The organism is Halomonas sp. MS1 (assembly GCF_024182575.1).
In the GTDB taxonomy this organism is placed as follows: domain Bacteria; phylum Pseudomonadota; class Gammaproteobacteria; order Pseudomonadales; family Halomonadaceae; genus Vreelandella.
Map to the genome: position 1 here is coordinate 1,896,075 of NZ_CP098926.1, position 20,221 is coordinate 1,916,295.

Annotated in this window: 17 protein-coding genes; 12 read left to right on the forward strand and 5 right to left on the reverse strand. The window is 50.8% G+C overall.

All coding sequences use genetic code 11. The features are described 5' to 3' along the window. Positions 1-99 precede the first annotated feature (99 nt). The 3 genes from NF683_RS08580 to NF683_RS08590 all read left to right on the forward strand — a co-directional run bounded on the left by NF683_RS08580 (position 100) and on the right by NF683_RS08590 (position 3,423). Positions 100-1,860 carry a bifunctional diguanylate cyclase/phosphodiesterase gene (locus NF683_RS08580; RefSeq protein ID WP_253921746.1) on the forward strand — a complete coding sequence of 587 codons (1,761 nt, stop codon included), beginning with the start codon at positions 100-102 and terminating at the stop codon, positions 1,858-1,860. A gap of 354 nt (positions 1,861-2,214) precedes the next feature. Further along, positions 2,215-2,844, forward strand: coding sequence for a histidine phosphatase family protein (locus NF683_RS08585; protein WP_253921747.1), 630 nt, complete (start codon positions 2,215-2,217; stop codon positions 2,842-2,844). Between the two features lie 99 nt (positions 2,845-2,943). After that, positions 2,944-3,423: a C40 family peptidase gene (locus tag NF683_RS08590; protein ID WP_193061121.1), complete on the forward strand. Its 480-nt coding sequence runs from the start codon at positions 2,944-2,946 to the stop codon at positions 3,421-3,423. Between the two features lie 62 nt (positions 3,424-3,485). Here NF683_RS08590 and NF683_RS08595 read toward each other — a convergent pair whose 3' ends face one another. Then, complete coding sequence (locus tag NF683_RS08595) at positions 3,486-4,106, reverse strand: putative metalloprotease CJM1_0395 family protein (protein ID WP_253921748.1); 621 nt, start codon at positions 4,104-4,106, stop codon at positions 3,486-3,488. Positions 4,107-4,223: 117 nt separating this feature from the next. On the opposite strand from NF683_RS08595, the gene NF683_RS08600 reads away from it, so the two are divergent. The 5 genes from NF683_RS08600 to NF683_RS08620 all read left to right on the forward strand — a co-directional run bounded on the left by NF683_RS08600 (position 4,224) and on the right by NF683_RS08620 (position 9,080). After that, complete coding sequence (locus NF683_RS08600) at positions 4,224-4,451, forward strand: DUF2835 family protein (protein ID WP_089039946.1); 228 nt, start codon at positions 4,224-4,226, stop codon at positions 4,449-4,451. 8 nt (positions 4,452-4,459) lie between these two features. After that, the gene (locus NF683_RS08605) at positions 4,460-4,843 is read left to right on the forward strand and encodes a hypothetical protein (protein ID WP_253921749.1); all 384 of its coding nucleotides are present in this window, start codon (positions 4,460-4,462) and stop codon (positions 4,841-4,843) included. A 142-nt stretch (positions 4,844-4,985) separates the two neighbouring features. Next, on the forward strand, positions 4,986-5,564 hold the full coding sequence (locus NF683_RS08610) for an antibiotic biosynthesis monooxygenase (RefSeq protein WP_089039944.1): 579 nt from the start codon (positions 4,986-4,988) through the stop codon (positions 5,562-5,564). Between the two features lie 232 nt (positions 5,565-5,796). Continuing rightward, on the forward strand, positions 5,797-6,468 hold the full coding sequence (locus NF683_RS08615) for a glutathione S-transferase (protein WP_253921750.1): 672 nt from the start codon (positions 5,797-5,799) through the stop codon (positions 6,466-6,468). A gap of 86 nt (positions 6,469-6,554) precedes the next feature. Then, positions 6,555-9,080 (forward strand): EAL domain-containing protein, encoded by a 2,526-nt coding sequence (locus tag NF683_RS08620; RefSeq protein WP_253921893.1) that lies wholly within the window; start codon positions 6,555-6,557, stop codon positions 9,078-9,080. Positions 9,081-9,139: 59 nt separating this feature from the next. Here the strand turns inward: NF683_RS08620 and nhaD are convergent, their stop codons facing one another. Continuing rightward, entirely contained in the window at positions 9,140-10,618 is a 1,479-nt protein-coding gene (gene nhaD, locus NF683_RS08625; protein WP_253921751.1) for a sodium:proton antiporter NhaD, read from the reverse strand. 441 nt (positions 10,619-11,059) lie between these two features. Here nhaD and NF683_RS08630 point away from each other — a divergent pair, with 441 nt between their 5' ends. Further along, positions 11,060-12,037, forward strand: a complete 978-nt coding sequence (locus tag NF683_RS08630; protein ID WP_253921752.1) for a TAXI family TRAP transporter solute-binding subunit — start codon at positions 11,060-11,062, stop codon at positions 12,035-12,037. Between the two features lie 87 nt (positions 12,038-12,124). After that, entirely contained in the window at positions 12,125-13,927 is a 1,803-nt protein-coding gene (locus NF683_RS08635) for a TRAP transporter permease (protein WP_253921753.1), read from the forward strand. Here the strand turns inward: NF683_RS08635 and NF683_RS08640 are convergent. The 3 genes from NF683_RS08640 to NF683_RS08650 form a co-directional block, all read right to left on the reverse strand. Further along, the gene (locus tag NF683_RS08640) at positions 13,832-14,482 is read right to left on the reverse strand and encodes a hypothetical protein (RefSeq protein WP_253921754.1); all 651 of its coding nucleotides are present in this window, start codon (positions 14,480-14,482) and stop codon (positions 13,832-13,834) included. The genes NF683_RS08635 and NF683_RS08640 overlap by 96 nt on opposite strands. A gap of 10 nt (positions 14,483-14,492) precedes the next feature. Continuing rightward, the gene (locus tag NF683_RS08645) at positions 14,493-15,449 is read right to left on the reverse strand and encodes a calcium/sodium antiporter (protein ID WP_253921755.1); all 957 of its coding nucleotides are present in this window, start codon (positions 15,447-15,449) and stop codon (positions 14,493-14,495) included. Between the two features lie 100 nt (positions 15,450-15,549). Further along, entirely contained in the window at positions 15,550-16,518 is a 969-nt protein-coding gene (locus NF683_RS08650) for a LysR family transcriptional regulator (RefSeq protein ID WP_089039937.1), read from the reverse strand. Between the two features lie 281 nt (positions 16,519-16,799). Between NF683_RS08650 and ggt the strand changes: the two genes are divergently transcribed. Both ggt and NF683_RS08660 read left to right on the forward strand, forming a co-directional pair. Then, positions 16,800-18,539, forward strand: coding sequence for a gamma-glutamyltransferase (gene ggt, locus NF683_RS08655; RefSeq protein ID WP_089039936.1), 1,740 nt, complete (start codon positions 16,800-16,802; stop codon positions 18,537-18,539). 259 nt (positions 18,540-18,798) lie between these two features. After that, complete coding sequence (locus tag NF683_RS08660) at positions 18,799-19,740, forward strand: sodium-dependent bicarbonate transport family permease (protein WP_089039935.1); 942 nt, start codon at positions 18,799-18,801, stop codon at positions 19,738-19,740. Positions 19,741-20,221: the final 481 nt, after the last annotated feature.

Here is a 20,221-nt window from a genome sequence, read left to right on the forward strand (position 1 = left end):
GCACGATTGCTGTCCGAATGCTTTCCTGATGGCGCTTTAAAATCAGCTGGAGCTATAACACTCAAAGGAACAGGCGACGTTTGATAGGGCAGCAGGTATATGACCGCACAAGAAGCACAGTGGTTGAACCAGATTATCGCAGCAGAAGAGCTGCATGTGTTGTTTCAGCCCATTGTGAATGCCAATCAACAGGCTATTTATGGCTATGAAGCGCTTATTCGTGGCCCGAAAACATCGCCGCTACACTCGCCATTACGCCTGTTTGAGGTGGCGACTCAAGCAGGGTTATTAGTCGAGCTGGATTTGCTGTGTCGACGGTTAGCGATTCAGCGTTTTGCAGAACTTGAACTGCCTGGATTGCTGTTTCTGAACGTGATGCCGCTGACGATTGTTGAGCGTGACTTCCGTGAAGGCTTAACGCTGAGTTTCATCCAAGAGAGCGGCCTGCCCCCAGAGCGGGTAGTTATCGAGCTGACTGAGCATGTGCCTATTCATGATTACGAGCTGATGCGTCAAGCAGTGGCTCACTATCGCGACATGGGCTTTCAAGTAGCGTTGGATGACTTAGGCGCTGGCCATTCCAGTTTGCGCCATTGGTCTGAACTACGTCCTGATTTCGTCAAACTAGACCGCCACTTTATTTCTGGCATTGATCAAGAGCCGGCCAAGCGTGAGTTCTTACGCTCGATTCTCGATGTAGCGCGCAGCTTAGACTGCCAACTAATTGCTGAGGGAGTTGAGACTGCCGCTGAGCACCTTTGTCTATGGGAATTAGACCGAGGATTGGCGTTGCTTCAGGGATTTTACTTTGCACGACCAAGCCTTCATCCGCCCTTGCAGCTAGATATGCTGTTGCCTGCCACGACACAGCTAAAAGGCCCGGCGGGGCGCACCGCCCACTCTATTTTACGTTCGATAAGTGCTGTGTCGCCGGCGTGCTCTGTGCCAGAGCTTGCCGAACGATTTCGTGATGTTACAACCCTACGCTGCGTGGCGGTGGTAGAAGATGGCGTGCCAATAGCCGTGGTGCGTCGCAATGCGTTTTTAACGCTATTTACCAACCCCTATAGCCACGCGTTGTATGCAAAGCGTCGGGTGTTAGAGATTGCAGACCCAAAAATGTTAGTGGCCGACGCAGACTTGTCTCTTGAGGCGCTTAGCCAGCAGCTAACCGATAGCCGCGATATCGAGCAGGAAGATTTCGTGATTGTGGATAGTCGCGGTTGCTATCTGGGAATGGGGACTATTGTGGATCTGTTGCGCGAAATTACCGCCATTCAGGTGCGTCAGGCCCGTCATGCCAACCCGCTTACCGGGTTGCCGGGTAATATTCTGATAAACGAAACGCTGGTCACTTATCTCGATCAGCGCGAAGGGTTTGCGGCCGCCTACGTTGATTTAGATAATTTCAAAGCCTTTAACGATGCTTATGGCTATGCCCGTGGCGATCACGTGATTATTTCCTTGTCACGTCTGCTTCAGGCGCAGGTAGAAAGCGCTGGCGGGTTTATCGGTCATATTGGTGGTGATGACTTTATGATGCTGCTTCCCTTAGCGCAGTGGGAGGGCGTTTGCCAGCAAATATTGCACTCTTTTGAAGTGATGGCGCCCGGGTTTTATGAAGATGTAGACCGTCAGCAAGGGGGAGTCCATATAGAAAACCGCCAGGGTGCGGTGACGTTTATTCCTTTTGTCAGTGTTTCTATTGCTGTTAAGCCGGTCACTGATACCTCTCGCTGCAAGGCACTAGACATTGCCGCCCAACTTTCCGAGTTAAAGCACCAAGCAAAAAAAATAGTGGGTAACAGTTTATTCGTAGAGCGCCGAGGGTGCTGTGTGGTGCCGACGTGGAGTAGGTAGCTTTACTCACTGAACTGTCACTGAGGGGTCATGCGTTTGTCATTTTAGTGTCTCTTCGCTGTCATGGTTGGACACCACCATAGCGGCATTGCTAAATAACCCGCTCAGGTGATGCCGTGCTTAATTGGCCTTTCAACGTATCGACTGGCAATCAATCTACGTGACTCGTCAGTGATTAGCATTACCGGCAATGATGGTATTGGCTTGTAGCTCAATGCCTCAATTAACAGCCTCGCCTGGAATCCAGTTAGCGTTATCTATGTGATGATTTTTGCCATGGTGCTGGTGTCCGAGAGGGGCTTTGCCCGTGTGCGTCACGCAATCATCTAGTCAGCCTGTCGAGGAACAGAAATCATGCGCTTTCCTAATGCAGACATCACCACCATCGATATTATGCGCCATGGGGAGCCAGTCGGCGGGCGCATGTTACGTGGCAGTACCGACCACCCGCTGAATGAAAAGGGCTGGAAGCAAGTGAGTGATGCCGTTATGCGCCACACGGTGGACGGCAGGCCACCTTACGATGCGATTATTAGTTCGCCACTGATGCGTTGCCGCGAATTTGCGCTGTGGCTGGGCGAGGAGTTTGATGTGCCTGTACAAGTTGATGATGACTTGGCTGAACTTCACCTGGGACGCTGGGAAGGCAAAACGCATGCCCAGGTATTTGCCGATGAGGGCAGCGAGCCGATGAGCGAATTTTGGTTTAATCCCTGTCTATCCGCGCCCCCAGAAGGAGAAACGTTGGCGGCGCTGGATGCTCGGGTTAGTGAATCCTGGCAGCGGCTGTTGGCTAATCCGCCCGGTAAGCACGTGTTGGTAGTTGCACATCTGTTTGTCTGCAATGCGCTGCTGCGCCAAGTGCTGGGGCAGCCGCTTGGTAACGGCTTAGTGATGGACTTGCCCTATGCTGCAATGAGCCGCCTGCGCCACGAGCGGCATGCGCTGGGCGAAACCACCTTTGTTGAGTGGATAGGGCGTTAGTCACCGTGTGTTAGTAATAACAACCTACGAATCAGTAGCGGGTAAGCTGCGCATAGGCCATGATATAAGCATTGCTAACGTGCTGAGCCGGAGCGATGTATGCCATTTATCCGTCTGTCCCCACTGTTAACGCTATTCACGCTGCTGCTATTAGCAGGGTGTGCCAGCAAAGAGATCACGACTGCTCCCGCCTCAAATGATCAAGCGGGTATTTCGATGGAGCGCGCGCTGATTCTCTCTCATGCCCAGCAAGCGATTGGCACACCGTATCGCTTTGGCGGCAATACACCGGAGGGGCTGGATTGTTCGGGGCTTGTGGAAATGACTTATCGCGCTGCGGGCATCCGCGTGCCCCGCACTGCTAACGATCAGTTCCGCTCGCTGCCGTCGGTTGATGCGCCACGTCCAGGTGATTTACTGTTCTTTGGAGATGGCGCCAAAGCCACACACGTAGGCATTTATGGCGGGAACCGGCAGATGATCCACGCACCTGGCAGCGGTCGAGCCGTGGTCAGCGTGCCACTGGATATCGATTACTGGAATCAGCGCTTTTTAGGGGCTGCTTCACCAGCACCCTAAGCAACATTAATAGGCTGAGTAATTGCAATGTAATTGCAACCCAATGTAGGAAAGCCAACGGATCAGGCTGCCTGCTCATCAGATGTTGTGGTCACTTCTTCTGTATCTGTAGTAGCCTCCCCAGCACTTCGCGCAGCATTCATTTCGCTCTGCTCGCGAGCGGCTTCCAGTTTGGCTTCCAATAAATACTGTCTTGCCTGAGCGGCCACCTGTATATCTTTAGAAGAAGGTTCTGCCGGCGCCAACGCTGCCGCGATGACCGTTTGCATCTTTTCAATAGTCGCCGTGGGGTTACCTGGCACGGGGCCATAGTCAATAGGAACTTCGCCTGCCACTGCATAGCGTTTGCCGTCGGGCCCAACTTCGTACTCATAGCTGGCACCGCCGGTGTAGGGGCCGCCTACCGTCTGGTGGGCCATTTCATGCTGGCGAACTTCCCGGTCAGTTTGCTTAAGCTGTTCTAAAAGCTGGATCTCTTCCGGTGCTAGCGGCGTACCGTCGGGGCGCGTAGGGCCGGTCGTTTCGCGATTGGCGGATGAGTCCGTCTCTTCACTGGCTTGTGCAATCTCTGAGGCGTGAGACTTCTGTTCTTCCGACGCCATCCGATTAGCCTGTGTACTGCTTACCTTAGGCTGCGGTAACGCATATGAAGAAACAGAGGGGGTTAGGGTAGAAAGATCCATAAGCAATTACCGAAGGATAGGCTGTTTGCGTTAGCATAGAGCATCTATGTAGAAATCGCAGCACGTCATTGTCGTGCCTAAAACGACCGCTTAGCTATTGTTTGGTTAATCATTCGCATGCCCATCATCGATGTTGTTATCCATCTGTCAAAAAGTGAGTGCCTGGCGCATTACGAAGGACGCTACTCGAACGTGCGAGCGCGCAGCGTTGATGGCCGCTGGGTCATTTTTCCTGCGGAAGCGCTGCGCCGCGTAGTAGGACAAGAGGGCGTTCATGGCGTTTATCGATTGGAATTTTCTGACCAGAGTCGTTTTATCAACATTCAGCCTCTCTCAAAGAGTTGACTTGGCATATGCACCATAGCGATGCAAATCTAACGCTTCATGAACTCATTTATGCCGTTATACCCAATCTAAATAGAGCCGAAAAATTAGTGCTCAATACCCTGGAGAGCCTAATCGAAGTGGCAGAAAATCCATTGGATGTCGTTAAGCGTAACGAACAAAGACATGCTTTCTCGCTAGAAGTGCATCGTATGCGTATCAACATAGAACACCTTTTGGAACGCTATCGTGCTGATGTGGATAGGGTTTTGCGCTCAGGAGGGGAGGTGAAAGGGCCTATCGTGGTACCTGATGCTCTAGAGGCCGATGCAATTCGCAGCGCCATTGATATTTACTTACACGTTAGGTCTTTTCAGCGTGGCGAACGTCGTCAGCCACTACCAGGCCACTAGTTATCACCTTATCACCACTGCTTGTCATCACATGGCATCATCATTGCCTGTATAATGCGAGTACTGCTTTTGGGGTTACCCACCTGAAGGCCAACAGCTTGCCTACCCGGCAATTCGCTGTGACCACATTAGGAGATATATCATGTCTGCCTCACCTGTTACGCTAATGGTAGCCCGTCGAGTGGCGAGCGGCCGTTATCACGATTTTAACCGTTGGTTAAACGAAGGCCGCGACTTAGCGGCTGACTTTCCCGGTTATCTGGGATCCGGTGTCTTGGCACCACCCAATAGCGATGACGAATATCAAATCATTTTCCGCTTTAGTAGCAGTGACACGTTAACAGCCTGGGAGCACTCGGCTTCACGCAATGCATGGCTACAGCGAGGTAAGGGGTTGTATGACGCTCCGCATGAGCACCGTGCCACCGGTCTAGATGCTTGGTTTCAGTCTAGCTCGGGCACGACGCCTCCGCGCTGGAAACAAGCCATCGCTGTATGGTTGGCTTTTTTTCCCATTTCACTGTTGTTTAACTGGGTATTTGGCAGTGTTTTAGCGGACTGGCCCATGGTGCCCCGTGTTCTGGTCAGTACGATGATGTTGACGCCTGTCATGGTGTTTTTATTTATTCCACTTTCAACGCGCCTACTTGCCCCTTGGTTGGAAGGGAAATGGTCGCCATTAGATATATTGTCACGTTGGCGTCATGGACATAGAACGTAGTACAGAGTGGGTGAGTGCATGTCCATATTATTAAAAATGAGTTAAAACATGGGCTTGATTTTAATCTGATAGTGCCTTAAGTCATGCTCTTCGGGTTTCTTTAATAAGATAAATAATTGTTAAGCTTCATGGGGTTCAACGCCGCAATAGTGCTAAGCTAAATACGCTTGCAGCAAAAGGATAACTGACATTGGTGCAATGCTAGCGCACCAAGTCGCCCCATGGAGTCGTTATGATCCGCGTTCACCATCTCGAAAAATCCCGCTCCCACCGTATTTTATGGCTTCTGGAAACACTTGGCCTTGATTATGATATTGAGGTTTATCAGCGAGATCCTAAAACTCAGCTAGCCCCGGAATCACTTAAAAAAATCCATCCGCTGGGTAAGTCGCCAGTTATCACCGACGGTGAGCTGACCGTAGCAGAATCAGGGGCAATTATTGATTATCTCGTCAATAGCTATAGTAATACTAAAGATCAACACCTTGAAGAAAACCGTAATGAGTGGGTAAATTATCGCTACTGGCTTCATTATGCAGAAGGCTCGTTAATGCCGCTGTTAGTGATGGGGCTGGTCTTTAGCCAGCTACCTAAGCAGTCTCCGTGGCTGATTAAGCCGCTAGCAAAAGGAATTAGCTCAACGGTGCAGCAGCGATTTATCCAGCCCCAACTTAAACAACATCTAACCATTATTGAATCGCACCTACACAAACGAAGTAATTTTGCGGGTGACTGGCCGAGTGGGGCCGATATACAAATGAGTTTTCCGCTACAGGCCGTTGCCGCGACACAATCGTTGGCAAGGTATCCGGCTATCGCAGCGTTTGTGGCACGCATTGAAAATGACCCTGCCTGGCAACGGGTTGTTGAGCGCGCGGGCCCTCTTATTATGCCTGGTGGGTAGGTTTATCTATGTTCCAGACGTTGGGCTGCTTCGGACCTCGCTTACCTTCTACTCAAAAGGGTGCGTTGTGCGTTCTAGCCCACGTTATGTCAGGGGCATTACTGCTAGGTGGATGTTTAGTAACAACTCCCGTATCGGCTGAGACACTGACTGTTGGTGTGTACCACAATCCGCCAAAACTCTTCGCTGATGATGAAGGTCGCCCTCGAGGCGTACTAGGCGACCTTTTACAGGCGATTGCCAGAGAAGAGCAGTGGCAGCTGGAAAGTCTTCAATGTGACTTTCAACACTGTCTTACCCTGTTAGAGCAAGGAAACATTGACTTACTACCTGATGTTGCCTGGAGTGAAGAGCGTGCTCAGCGTATCGCGTTTCATGAAGAGCCGGTGATGCATAGTTGGTCACAGCTTTACCAGCGCGAAGGGGCTAAGATCGGCGCTATTTTTGATCTTGAGCAGCAGCGTGTGGCCGTGGTGTCAGGGTCCGTTCAGCAACGCTATTTGGCGGCGGTAACCGAGCGTTTTGATATCAACGTCACTTGGCTGCCCGTGAGTAGTTTCGCTAGAGGGTTTCAGGCAGTTGCGAATGGTGAGGCAGACCTTGTGGCTGCCAATCATCTATTTGGCGACTGGCGGGCTCACGATTATGGGTTGAGTGATACGCCTGTTATTTTTCAGCCAGCGAGGCTGTTCTATGCCGCATCCCCACAACTTCCTGATGAGATACTTAGTCGTATTGATGATGTTCTACGTCGATGGAAACAGGATAAAGGCTCCGTTTATTATGAAACGTTAGGTGCATGGCGAGCTATGACGGGGCCATCCCAATTGATTCCCACGTGGGTATGGTGGGGGACTAGCTTACTTATTTTACTGCTTATTTTAGCGCTTTTAGGCAATGTGCTACTTAAACGCCGTATGAAACTTAGCCGAGAACAGCTAAATACTCATGAAGTGCTATTGGCGACTATTTTAGATAGTGTCGATGCATATATCTATATTAAGTCTTCCTCGCTAAAGTATCGTTACGTTAATCGTCGAATGAGTGAGCTTTTTAAGCGGCCAATAGAAGATATTGTTGGGAAGTATGATGATGATTTTTTTAATGCCGAAAGTGCCAAGGCCATAAAGAAAGTTGATCGAAATATTTTAGATTCAGGGAAGAAAGTCACGATTGAAGAGCATAATATGCTGCAGGGTGAGGAGCATGTACGCACTTTTCTATCGATTAAGATGCCATTAACTACGGCGCCAGGTGAAGCGCCTTGCTTATGTGGTATTTCTACGGAGTTAACTGAGTATCTGGAAATGCAATCTAAAACCCACCATTTGGCGTTTTATGATGCATTGACTGGCCTTCCGAATCGTCGGCATCTCATGGAATTGTTAGCCGATGCCACGGATCAAAATAATTGCACAACAAACTTCAGCGCAATCTTTATTGTTGATTTAGATAATTTTAGATTGGTGAATGACATTCAGGGCCACGAGAGTGGCGATCAATTATTGATTAATGTCGCCGAAAGTTTGCAAATACATTTGCCCCAGGAGGCAACCGTTGCCCGCTTTAGTAGCGATGAGTTTGTCGTACTGTTAAATACATTAGGTGAACAGCAAGGTAAAGCAACGCACAATGCTGAACGCCTTGCAAGGCAGCTCTTAGAAGCGGTTGCTAAGCTGCGTAACGACCGGGCACTGCCGATTACCGCCAGCATTGGTATTTCACTGTTTAAGTGTTTGGGGTTGAGTGTGAACAGTGTTTTACAACAAGCAGACATGGCGCTACAACAAGCCAAAGCAGCTGGCGGTAATTCGTTGCGCTTTTTTAATATGGAGATGCAAACCAGTGTGCTGGAGAGGGCTAGGCTTGAGGGGGATCTGCATCAAGCCTTAGAGCGCAACGAGCTGTCGCTACATTACCAAGTGCAGGTCAACCATCAAGGCGTCACTACTGGCGTTGAGGCCTTACTACGCTGGTACCACCCTCAGCGTGGCTGGGTATCGCCAGCCACCTTTATTCCCCTTGCGGAAGAAACCGGGCTGATTCTACCTATTGGGCACTGGGTGCTGAAATTAGCCTGTGAACAATTAGCAAAATGGGCGCAGCAGCCTGCTTATGAGGCACTCACTATCTCAGTTAACGTGAGTTCGGTGCAGTTCCAGCAGCCTGGGTTCGTACGCGATGTAGAAAGCTTGTTAGCACTAACCCAGGCACCGCCGAGTCGTTTGGTGCTGGAAGTGACTGAGAGCCTATTGATGAGCGAACCCACGCGAGTACGTAGCACCATGTTAAAGCTTCGTTCCCAAGGTATTCGCTTCGCGCTGGATGATTTTGGCACGGGCTACTCGTCGCTGAGCTACCTGAAACGCTTACCGTTGGACGAGCTAAAGATCGATCAGTCGTTTATTCGCGAATTATTAACGGACAAAACCGATGCGGCGATTGTGGATACCACGATTCTTTTAGCGGTCAGTCTCGGTTTAACCGTAGTGGCTGAAGGCGTCGAGAAAAAAGAGCAGTTTGATTGGCTTAAAGGACATGGCTGTTACCGCTATCAGGGCTATTTATTTGGCCGCCCGACGCCAATTGAGTATTTATTTGAGGCGTACTAAAAAGCCCGCGCAGCACTTGTTAGCGCGTGACGCGGGCTTGAACTGGTGTCAACCGTTCGTTAACCAAAGACGGTGAAGCTATTGGCGTTAAGCCACATATGCACAATGATACTGGCGACGTAGCCTAGAAAAATAGCCGGTGCCCAGCGTAGGTGGCCCATAAAGGTATAAGCGCCACGCGCTTGCCCCATCACGGCAACCCCTGCGGCCGAGCCAATTGAGAGCAAGCTGCCCCCTACACCGGCCGTCAACGTAATCAGTAGCCAATGCCCGTGGGACATTTCAGGCTCCATGGTCAGTACGGCGAACATTACCGGAATGTTATCGACTACTGCTGACACAACCCCCAAGATAATATTGGCCCAGGTGGCGTTCCAACCGGTGTAAAGCGCTTCGGAAAGCAGGCCAAGGTAGCCCATAAAGCCAAGGCCGCCTACGCACATAACCACCCCGTAGAAGAACAGCAGAGTGTCCCACTCGGCGCGGGCGACACGATTGAAAACATCAAACGGCACCACGCCACCCAACTGCTCAAGCTTTTTATTATCGCCTTGGCGGCTGTAGCGTTCACGCTTGCGTTCCAGTGAGCGAGGCAGGCTGCGACGTAGGTAATAGCCGAAAAACTGTAGGTAGCCAAGACCCGTCATCATGCCGAGTACAGGCGGCAAGTGCAGCAGCGTATGGCACAGCACAGCAGTGGCAATAGTGATCAAAAACAGCGCAATAATTCGCCGTGCACCGCGTTTGAGCCATACATCTTCATAAACGCTGCTGGGCTTCTGATCCTTAATAAATATACTCATGATGACCGCAGGAATCAGGAAGTTTACCAAGGCAGGCAGGAAGAGGATGAAAAATTCCTGGAACTGGATAATACCGGCTTGCCAGACCATCAGCGTGGTGATATCGCCGAAGGGGCTAAAGGCACCACCGGCATTGGCGGCTACCACAACGTTGATACAGGCGAGATTAATGAAGCGTTTATCTCCTTCAGCAACCTTGGTGATAACGGCACACATTAGTAGCGCTGTAGTTAAGTTATCGGCAATGGGAGAGAGTACAAAGGCAAGGCCGCCCGTTAGCCAGAATAGCTGGCGGTAGCTAAAGCCTTTGCGCAGCATCCACGAGCGAAGGGCGTCAAATACACGGCGCTCCTCCATGGCGTTGATATACGTCATGGCTACCAACAGGAACAGCATTAGCTCGGTGAACTCCAAAAGTGTCACACGAAACGCATGCTCTGACGTATCGGACATGCCGTTTTGGACGTACACCCAGCCAATGAGTCCCCAAATAATACCGGCAGCAACCAGTACCGGTTTAGACTTACGCATGTGGATCTTTTCTTCTGCCATTACTAAGGCATAGGCAAGCACGAAGATCGCTACGGCAAAAAATCCGACGGTTGAGGAGGTTAAGTCGATATCTCCAGTCACTGCAAAAGCGGAAGGACTCATGCATAATAATAAGGCTGCTAACAAAAAAGGCCAGCAACGAGAAACTCGGAGCTGGCCTGGGTCATTATGTAACGTCGGCATGGCGTATTTATCCTTATATTGGTTAAAAGGTAGGGGGAATAAGCGGCGTTAGTTTAACAAGTTATATTGCATTGCAATACGTAATTAAACCGAATGAAATGCTTTGATAAGCAAGTTATTACGTCTTTTTTTTGGAAATTATCCGTTTAGCTAATAGTAAAATGGCCAAATAAATGTAAAGAGTTTAATCATAAATCAGATAAACATAATAGATTTACGATATTTGTTGGTCTCCGTCGCTTTGTAGGTATATTTGCGGCTTGTGGGTCGATCTTCAGGCGGTAATAAAATTGAGCAGCATGCGCGACCATATTGATGGCTGCGTTGGTATGGTTGATCATTATGCCGCGTCTAAAGGCTTGGAATTTAGCCTTTGTCATCGCATTCAGTCAATAAAAACGAGGCCACACAGCTGGCCGTTGGACACGTTAAGGAACTCATATGCACCACTCAATTCGCTCCCTTTATCGCACGTTAGGCGTCTCGGCTGCCACGCTTGCCCTTGCCGCTGCGACAATGACAGCACAAGCAGAAACACGGGTTACCTATAAATCAGCATCGGCGGGAACCGCCTATTACCAGATGGGTGTTGAACTCTCTGAGGCAGTGCGCCAAGGCACTGACGATGCCATTATCCTGACCCTAGAAGAGAGCCAGGGCTCGGTTCAGAACGTGATGGAGGTGATGGCTCGGCAAGGTAACTATGTCTTCACTACGCCGCCAGCCTTAGTTGAACAGGCTATGGCTGGGGAAGGGGCTTTTGCCGAGCGTCAGCATCCTCGTTTCCAAGAAATTCGTGGCCTATTTCCTATTCCCTCTATCACCATGCATTTTGTGATCGCAGGCGATGGCGGTGTGACCGATATGGCGGCGCTTGAAGATAAGCACATCTTAATCGGCCGAGGTACTTTTGGCGCTCGGGAAGCTGCTCGGTATCTAGAGCTGTTTGGGCTGGAAGAGAAAGTACGTGTTGCTGACGCTTCTATTGGAAGTGGGCCAGATGCGTTAAAAAATGGTCAGATTGATGCCTTTGTGACGGCCAGCTCCTTCCCAACCCCGAATGTTATTGAAACGGCTGCCAGCATGCCAATCACTCTGGTTAGCTTTAGTGATGAGCAGATAGCGCAAACAGGTGCTGCTCGTCAGACGATTCCTGGTGGCACGTACCCTGGCGTGGACGAGGATGTGCAAACCACGTCACTGCCGGTCATCGCTTACACGACCACACAAATGGATGACGATACCGCGTATGCCCTGACAAAAACCTTCTGGGAGCGTCGCGATGCCATGGCTGAAGAAACGGCTTGGTGGAGCAGTATCTCGCCCGACATGCTGAGTAATATGACCGGTACGCTGCACCCCGGTGCACTGCGTTATTATGAAGAAGCGGGAGTCGATGTGCCTGACGCTCTTCGATAAAGGCTGCCTTAGCAGCGTTTTTTGGCACTGATAATACGCAACGGTCTGTAGGCCGTTGCGTCGTTTTATAGGGATAGGCAACTCGGCATGCATGCTCTTTTTTCGTCTCAGACGGCTGATAACGCCACACCTAATGCGGTGGCGTCCCCTGGTTGGATTGCGTTAGGTGTCATTAGCGTTGGGTTTCATTTAGGACTGATTTTTTACGGTTTAACGCCCGCCCTGGTGAGCAGGCCATTGCATATGGCGCTACTGCTGCCTTGGGTGTTGATTTATATGGCTAAAACCTCTTTTCAGCGCATTAGTGGCTGGGGGCTGACGCTATTGGGGGTAGCCGCTTGTGCCTACATCGCGCTTAATGAAGCCTCACTGGCGAATCAGTATGGCTTTATTGATACCCATCTGCAGATGGCGATTGGTCTTTTCTTAATTGTACTGGCTCTGGAGGCCGCCAGGCGTGCGATCGGTTGGCCGCTGCCATTGGTTGCGCTATTGGCACTGCTTTACGGCGCTTTCGGGCAGTATGTGCCGGGGGCATTTGGCCACCCTGGTTTGCCGCTGCAAAGCATGGTGGGCTCATTGACGATTGCAGAAGGGGGGCTATGGGGCTCGCTGACGGGGGTTAGCGTGGGTGTCGTGGCTATCTTTGTGATCTTTGGTGCGGTGCTTAATGCTGGCGAAGCTGGCCAAGGTTTCATGAATTTAGCGAGTGCCGTTGCTGGGCGCTTAACCGGTGGTGCGGCTAAAGTGTCGGTGATCTCGTCGGCGCTGATGGGGTCCATTTCAGGCTCAGCCTCGGCGAACGTTGCCTCTACTGGGGCGATTACGATTCCCTCTATGGTACGTTTGCGCTACCCGCGTTCGTTTGCGGGCGCAGTAGAAGCGGTGGCGTCTTCAGGCGGGCAAATAATGCCACCGCTGATGGGGGCGGGAGCCTTTGTCATGGTCGAGCTAACCGGCACGCCCTACACACAAATCATGGCAGCAGCAACGCTACCGGCGGTGCTCTATTTTCTGACGGTATGGATGGGCATTAATGCCTACGCAACGCGTCATGACTTGCAGCCGATTGATGCCAGCGAGCAGCCAGCCGCCAAAGAAGTACTCATCACATCACTCTTTTTTGCGGTGCCATTTGTACTGCTGTTAGAGCGTATTTTTAACGGCGGATACACACCTCAATATGCCGCTAGTATTGCGATATTTGCCGGTGCAGCGCTGCTATTGGTCGATGTTACGCTGCGTTTCTCAATCACTGGGTTTGCAAATCGCTTAGCGGATGCAGTGGTGACCGCAGGGCGGCAAGTTGCCACCATTGGTGCGATTATTTTGTGTGCCTCTCTGGTGATTGGTGTGCTCTCGTTAACAGGCCTTGGTGTAAAGATCACGTCGGGTATCTTATCGCTCTCAAATGACCTGCTATGGCCTGCGCTGTTGTTAACCGCACTGGCCTGCCTGATTTTGGGCATGGAGGTGCCGACAACAGCAGCCTATGTGATTTGTGTGTCGGTGGCGGGGCCAGCGCTGATATCACTCGGATTAGAGCCGTTGTTGGCGCACTTGTTTGTGTTTTGGTATGCGCTGCTTTCGACGATTACGCCACCTGTCTGTGGGGGAGTATTTATCGCGGCGGGGATGGTAGGCGAAAACTGGCTGAAAGTAGCGCTTAAGGCCATGGCTTTGGGGATAGGGCTGTACATCATTCCATTAGCGATGGTCGCGAACCCTGACGTTATTCAGCTTGCTTTTAATCCAGCGGGCGCTTTGCTCGATGGTTTAAAAATAGCCGCTGGTTTAACGGCTATTTCGTTTGGTGTCATCGCCCGTAAAGCCATTTGGCTTCGCGTAATGCTCGTGGTGGCGGGTGCCGCTGTTATCTTTCTCGTTTAATGGTACATGGTTTAAAAACAACGGCGACGTGGCCGGTAATTGGGTGGTGGCATACACCACCCAGGTATCTAGTGCAGGCCCCAGTGACTGCACCAGCTTCAGTTGCTCAGGCGCTTGATTTATGACCTCTTCAGCGCAAATCCCGGCCTCAAAAGTACCCGCTAGCAAGCCTTCAGCCACGGCAACCGTCGTGGGTGCCTCGATAATATCGCCAAAGCTGCTTAAATCCGTGTAATGGCGGGTAGCTGGTTGAATAGCCACATGACGAGGAGTGGCAATACTACGCTGAGCAACTAACGCTAAAGGCTTGCTGCCGGCAATAAAGACATCAACCGGATAGGCGCGGTGCATATAGCGGCCCACGCAATCGCTGTGGGCAAAGTGAGCAGTGCACTGGAGCAGATGGCTTACTCGCCCCTCAACCAGCGCTTCAAACGCCTCTTCAAACTGTTCGAAAAGCTGAAGATTCGTGGATGGCTGACCATGCTTCGCTAAATAGCGCAGAGCAATTAATTCATGATTGTTGCCGCTAGGGCCGAGGGTGGCAATCTGCACAGCTAATTCCTCAGACGATTGTAAAACTTAGCGTAAGGTAGGCTACATAGCCGCCCAGTAGCGCGGCTCCTTCCCAGCGAGATAGCCGCATGCCTGTGTAAAGAAATAGTAGCAATATGCCTGCTGCTCCGAGCATCACCCATTGGTCAAACTGACTTACTCGCTCGGCAATAGGCAGGGGCTGTAGAAAAGCTGATATACCTAAGATGCCTAGAAGGTTGAAAATGTTGCTGCCCAAAATATTTCCGACAGCCACATCTGCGTGGCGGCGAAGAGCCGCAATCACCGATACCGCCATTTCGGGTAACGAGGTACCTACCGCAACAATCGTTAAGCCAATAACTGCTTCGGAAATACCCATGGCTTGGGCTAAGCCAATGGCACCATAAAGTAACAGCTGCGAGCCACCTATCAACATCGCAAGCCCCACAATAAGCGCCATAACTATCATGGTTGTTGAGCTTGGAATTGCAGTGAGTTCGTCTGCTTCTGCGCTATGCATTTCAGCTGCGGGAAGTGGTTGAGCGCGTTCAGTGCGATATGCCCAAATGAGATAAGCCGTCAACGCGGCTAATAATATGACCGCATCCCAGCGGCCGAGGGCGCCACTCCAGGCCAGAGCAACAAATAGCAGGCTAGCGCCGACGACCACCACACCGTCTCGTCTTAGCGCCAGCGGCTGTACTGACATGGGGCAAATGACTGCGCAAAGACCAAGAATCAGCAGTATGTTGCCTATGTTGCTGCCCACGATATTGCCGACGGCAATATCTGGTTGCTGGCGAATGGCGGCATCAATGGAAACAACCAGTTCGGGGGAAGAGGTGCCAAAACCAACGACGACGAGGCCTGTTAATAGTGGAGAGACTCCCATTCGTTTGGCCCCGGCGACAGCGCCACGGATGAGAGCTTCGCCCCCCAGCGTTAATAGTACGATACCGACGGCTAAACTTATCCCATACAGCATGCTATCTAATCTCTTAGTGTGCTCACTTAGGCGTTATTCCAAGCGTAGGCTTCACACATTAGCGGGAATCGTTGCGTCTGCAAGTCAATTAATCGAAGCCTTATCCACGCAAGGGAAACGTCGGGTAGGCGTTCAGCAGGGTGTCTAGTTCATTGCATACAAAGCGCGGTTCAATCCACTGTGTCAGGTGTTCGTGAACGTAGTGAAGAAAGCGTTGTGCTGACTGTGGAAGGCGCTGATCATTGCGCACGATAAATTGCCAGTGACTTTCAATAGGTAGCCCCTGAACGGGTAACACTACTAGATCAGGATGCTTATTAGGCAAAACATGTTCAGATAACACTGCAACGCCCATATTGGCTGCCACGCTTACTCGTATGGCCTCGTTACTGGCCATCTGTAATGTTTTTTGCATGGTCAGTCCGTGTTCTTGCAGCCAGCTGTCTAATAACATGCGTGTGGCAGAGCCAGGCTCGCGTAGCAGTAAGCGCTCACTTAGTAGCTGCTCCATCGTCACGGCTTTCTGTTGAGCCAGAGAGTGGTCGGCGGCGGCAATGGCAACTAAGGGGTTGCGCATAAAGCGTGACGCGACCGCGTGAGCAAGCGCGGGCGGGTGGCTAAAGACATAAAGATCGTCTTCCTGGCGCTCAAAGCGCGCCAATACCTGTCGACGATTACCGATATGAACGGTGACATCGACATCTGGGAACGCCTGACTAAAAGGTCCTAAGAGGCGTGGTAAGACGTACTGAGCAGTGTTCACGAGGGCAATGCTAAATCGCCCCTTACTGCCATACTGTAAATCACTGAGCTGGTCCGCAAAGTCATCAAAGCGCCCCAACACATCCCGACTTGCCTGATAAAGCGCTTGCCCTGTGGCGGTCATCGTCAGTCGCTGGGCATGCTGTTCTAACAACGGACTGCCTACCGCTTCCCTGAGGCGTTTCAACTGCTGTGACACGGTTGGCTGGGTAAGGTGAAGCTGTCTTGCGGCTTCGCTGATGGAGCCACATCTAACGACGGTTACGTATACCTGGAGCAACCTAAAGGTCAGATGGCGAATATTCATAGCAACCGCAACTCCTGGGGCGTCTCTTAATGCATCATTATTCGGTAGTGGTGTAGATCAGCTTTATCAACGAATACCTGGCAAGCCATCATCGAAAAGCTAGGCTATTCCTTGCCGTTAATGGACAGGTGAAGACAAACGAGTTTAAACCACATTACACTAAGGTGGCGCACGTTGGGTTGCTCCTCAAGGCCAAGAACATGGCTTTGAATAGCGTTGAAGAAAAGCATGCTGTTATATTCTAAATATTTTTAAGCTAATAACTATAAGGAATTCCACCTATGATGATCCCCTTTTTAACTTCGCGTCCGCTTAAAACGCTGACGGCCAGTTTATGTATCGGCGGGTTGTTAGTCTCTCCACAGGCATTCTCTCAGCAAGCGATCTTGGAAGGTGAGCGCTTTCATCCCCAAGAGAGTAGCCATGGCATGGTCGCTACCAGCCACTTTCTTGCCTCAGAGGTTGCCCGTGATGTGCTTGCTGAAGGAGGCAACGCCGTTGATGCTGCCGTAGTGGCCGGCTTTGCGCTAGCGGTGACTCAGCCCCGTTCCGGTAATATCGGTGGCGGTGGTTTTATGCTGATCTCGGATGAAACAAGCGATGAAGTCATTGCCATCGACTACCGCGAGATGGCCCCTTCAGCTGCCTTTGAAGCTATGTTCCAAGATGAAAATGGCGATGCAGTGACCGAGCGTTCCCGCTTTACTCACTTGGCCGCGGGCGTTCCCGGCACCGTTGCGGGGCTAGCACTGGCCCTGGAAGAGTATGGCACGTTAAGTCTTGCTGAAGCGTTGGAGCCCGCCATTCGTCTTGCTGAAGATGGCTTCGCGGTGCCTCCGCGCTTTGTTCAAGGGTTACAAGAGGCCAAAGAACGCTTCGAGCCCTGGGATGCGAGCATGGCCAAGTTCTTCAAGGAGGATGGTAGCGCCTACGAGGTCGGCGATATTTTCAAGCAACCTGATCTAGCCGCGACACTCAGGCGCATTGCTGAACAAGGGGCTCGCGAGTTTTATGAAGGAGAAACGGCAGAGCTGATTGTTGCCGAGATGGAGCGTCACGATGGGCTGATTACCATGGAAGACATGGCTAGTTACGCTCCCATCATCCGTGAGCCCAGCCACGGTACTTATCGCGGCTACGATATTTACGCCATGAGTCCTCCTTCTTCTGGTGGTGCTCATATTGTGCAGATGCTGAATATTCTCGAAGAATACCCTATCGGTGAACTTGGCTTTGGCTCTGCTGAAAGCATGCACCTAATGGCTGAAGCCATGAAGCGTGCTTACGCTGACCGCTCGGAGTTCCTAGGCGATACTGACTTTGTCGATGTGCCTCTGGCCGGTATCACCTCAAAGGAGTATGCCGCCGAACTGCGTAGCCAGATTGGTGACCAAGCTACTCCTAGTGCAGACATTGCGCCTGGTAATCCGAACGACTACGAATCCAATGAAACCACTCACTTTTCCATTGTAGATGACGGTGGTCTGGCAGTTTCAAACACGTACACCATCAACTTCAGTTATGGTTCTGGCATCGTGGTGGATGGCGCGGGCTTCTTGCTCAACAACGAAATGGATGATTTCTCAGCCAAGCCCGGCGTGCCCAATGCCTATGGATTGATTGGAGGCGAAGCCAATAAGGTCGAGCCAGGCAAACGAATGCTTTCGTCTATGACGCCCACTATCGTCAAACAAGACGGCAAAAACTTCCTGGTGACTGGCAGCCCCGGCGGTTCACGTATTATCACCACAACGCTACAGGTGTTAATGAACGTGATTGATCATGATATGAATATCCAATCAGCGGTTAGCGCACCGCGCATGCACCACCAGTGGCTGCCTGATGAGATTCGCGTTGAGGCAGGCTTTAGTCCAGATACACTTAACTTGCTTGAAGAACGTGGCCACACGGTCAGTCAGCAGTCAGCCATGGGCGCTGCTCAGTCAATCATGATCAAAGATGGAATGTTCTTTGGTGGCGCCGATCCTCGCCGCTCCACCTCATCTGCTATTGGCCTTTAACGTTACGTTAGGCTCTTACCATCCCGCCCTGATTGCTCAGGGCGGGGTCTTTCAGGCATCGCGCCTAGTGACTCTTTCATGTCCTTAGTTTAACTACCATCACTGCCTATTAACTATCACCACTGCTTATTAATGAGTCGCGATAGGGTGATGATAATTGCATAGATAATTATCTATGATTTTCTTTTAATATATTATTAGTTATCTAGTGTCATCGCTCGCAAAATGCAGTCTCTTTTGACCCTAGGGAGCAGTGGTGATGCCAGATATTGTGGTGATGTTTTTTTTATTGGGGCTAGTCGCCGGAGCAGTAAAGTCGGATCTTCAGGTACCTAAAGCTACTTACGACACCTTAAGCCTGCTATTAATGCTCACCATTGGCTTAAAAGGGGGAATGGCGCTGCATGGCAATATCCATTGGGGGCTGATGCCAGAACTTACCGGCGTAGCGCTGTTGTCAGCGTTTATACCGCTGATGCTGATGCCGGTGTTGCGCCGCTGGGTGCGCCTTTCCGCCGCCGACAGCGCTAGCATTGCTGCTCACTATGGCTCGGTCAGTGCGGGTACGTTTGCGGTCGCTCTGGCGTATGTAGAAGCACGTCAGTTAGCGGTGGGTAGTGAAGTAACGCTCTACTTGGTCGCGATGGAGCTGCCCGCGATTATGGTGGCGATTGCCCTGTTTAGACGCTATCAAGGCGCCGCTGTTAAAGAGAGCACCAGCAAGTTATGGCATGAAACTTTAACCAATCGTGGCGTTATCCTGTTAGCGGGTGGGGTCGTGATCGGCACGCTATACGGGCCATTTCAAGGAGAGGAAGTCACCGCACTGTTTACTGGGGCTTTCAAGGGCGTGCTGGCGTTGTTCCTGCTAGAAATGGGATTAACCGCCGCGCAAACGCTGCGCCCAATGCCGTGGCATCATTGGCGCTTAGTGACTTTTGCACTGGTCACGCCCTTGCTGCTGTCACTGCTGGGAATTCTGGTAGGTACACTGGTTGGTTTGCCAGTAGGCTCTGTGGTGATTCTTGCCGCATTGGCTGCTAGTGCCTCCTATATAGCGGCGCCAGCTGCAATGCGTGCAGCTATCCCTCAAGCGAACATTGGGCTTGCGATGCTAGCGTCACTCGGCATTACTTTTCCTCTTAACGTGATGCTTGGGATTCCACTTTACCATAGGCTATTGGAGTACTTAGTTAACTAACAAACAGGTTGGGCTATCGCCTCAATTTGACTCCCCTGTTATTGGAATAACTTATTGTTTAATTGAAATTTAACGCCAGCTTTTTGCTTATAAAGCTGGCGCTTTTTAGTTTATTTTTCTGTTTTTAAAGGTTTTATGGATAAATTTGAATAGTTCTTTAACGCACTTAGTTCAGCAGCATTATTTGTTGGCCCATGTGTATTTCCCCTGGAAGCAGCACGAAAAGCCGAGGAATAGACACGTTAAGTCATCGTTACCCTCGTATTCTTTTGTAACAGTGATGTGATCGCAATGCTGTTGAAGTGTTGAAAGTGCGATGACGCATTGTGCTTAATTAGCTGGTATAGATGAAAGGGCAGTATACCTCATAGAAAGCATATCTATTGCTAACGCCTTAGATGATAAATCTCAAAAACTCCTGCTGAACGAAAAACATCGCTGCTGATAAACCTATTAAAAACTCAATAATAACGAGGTCTAT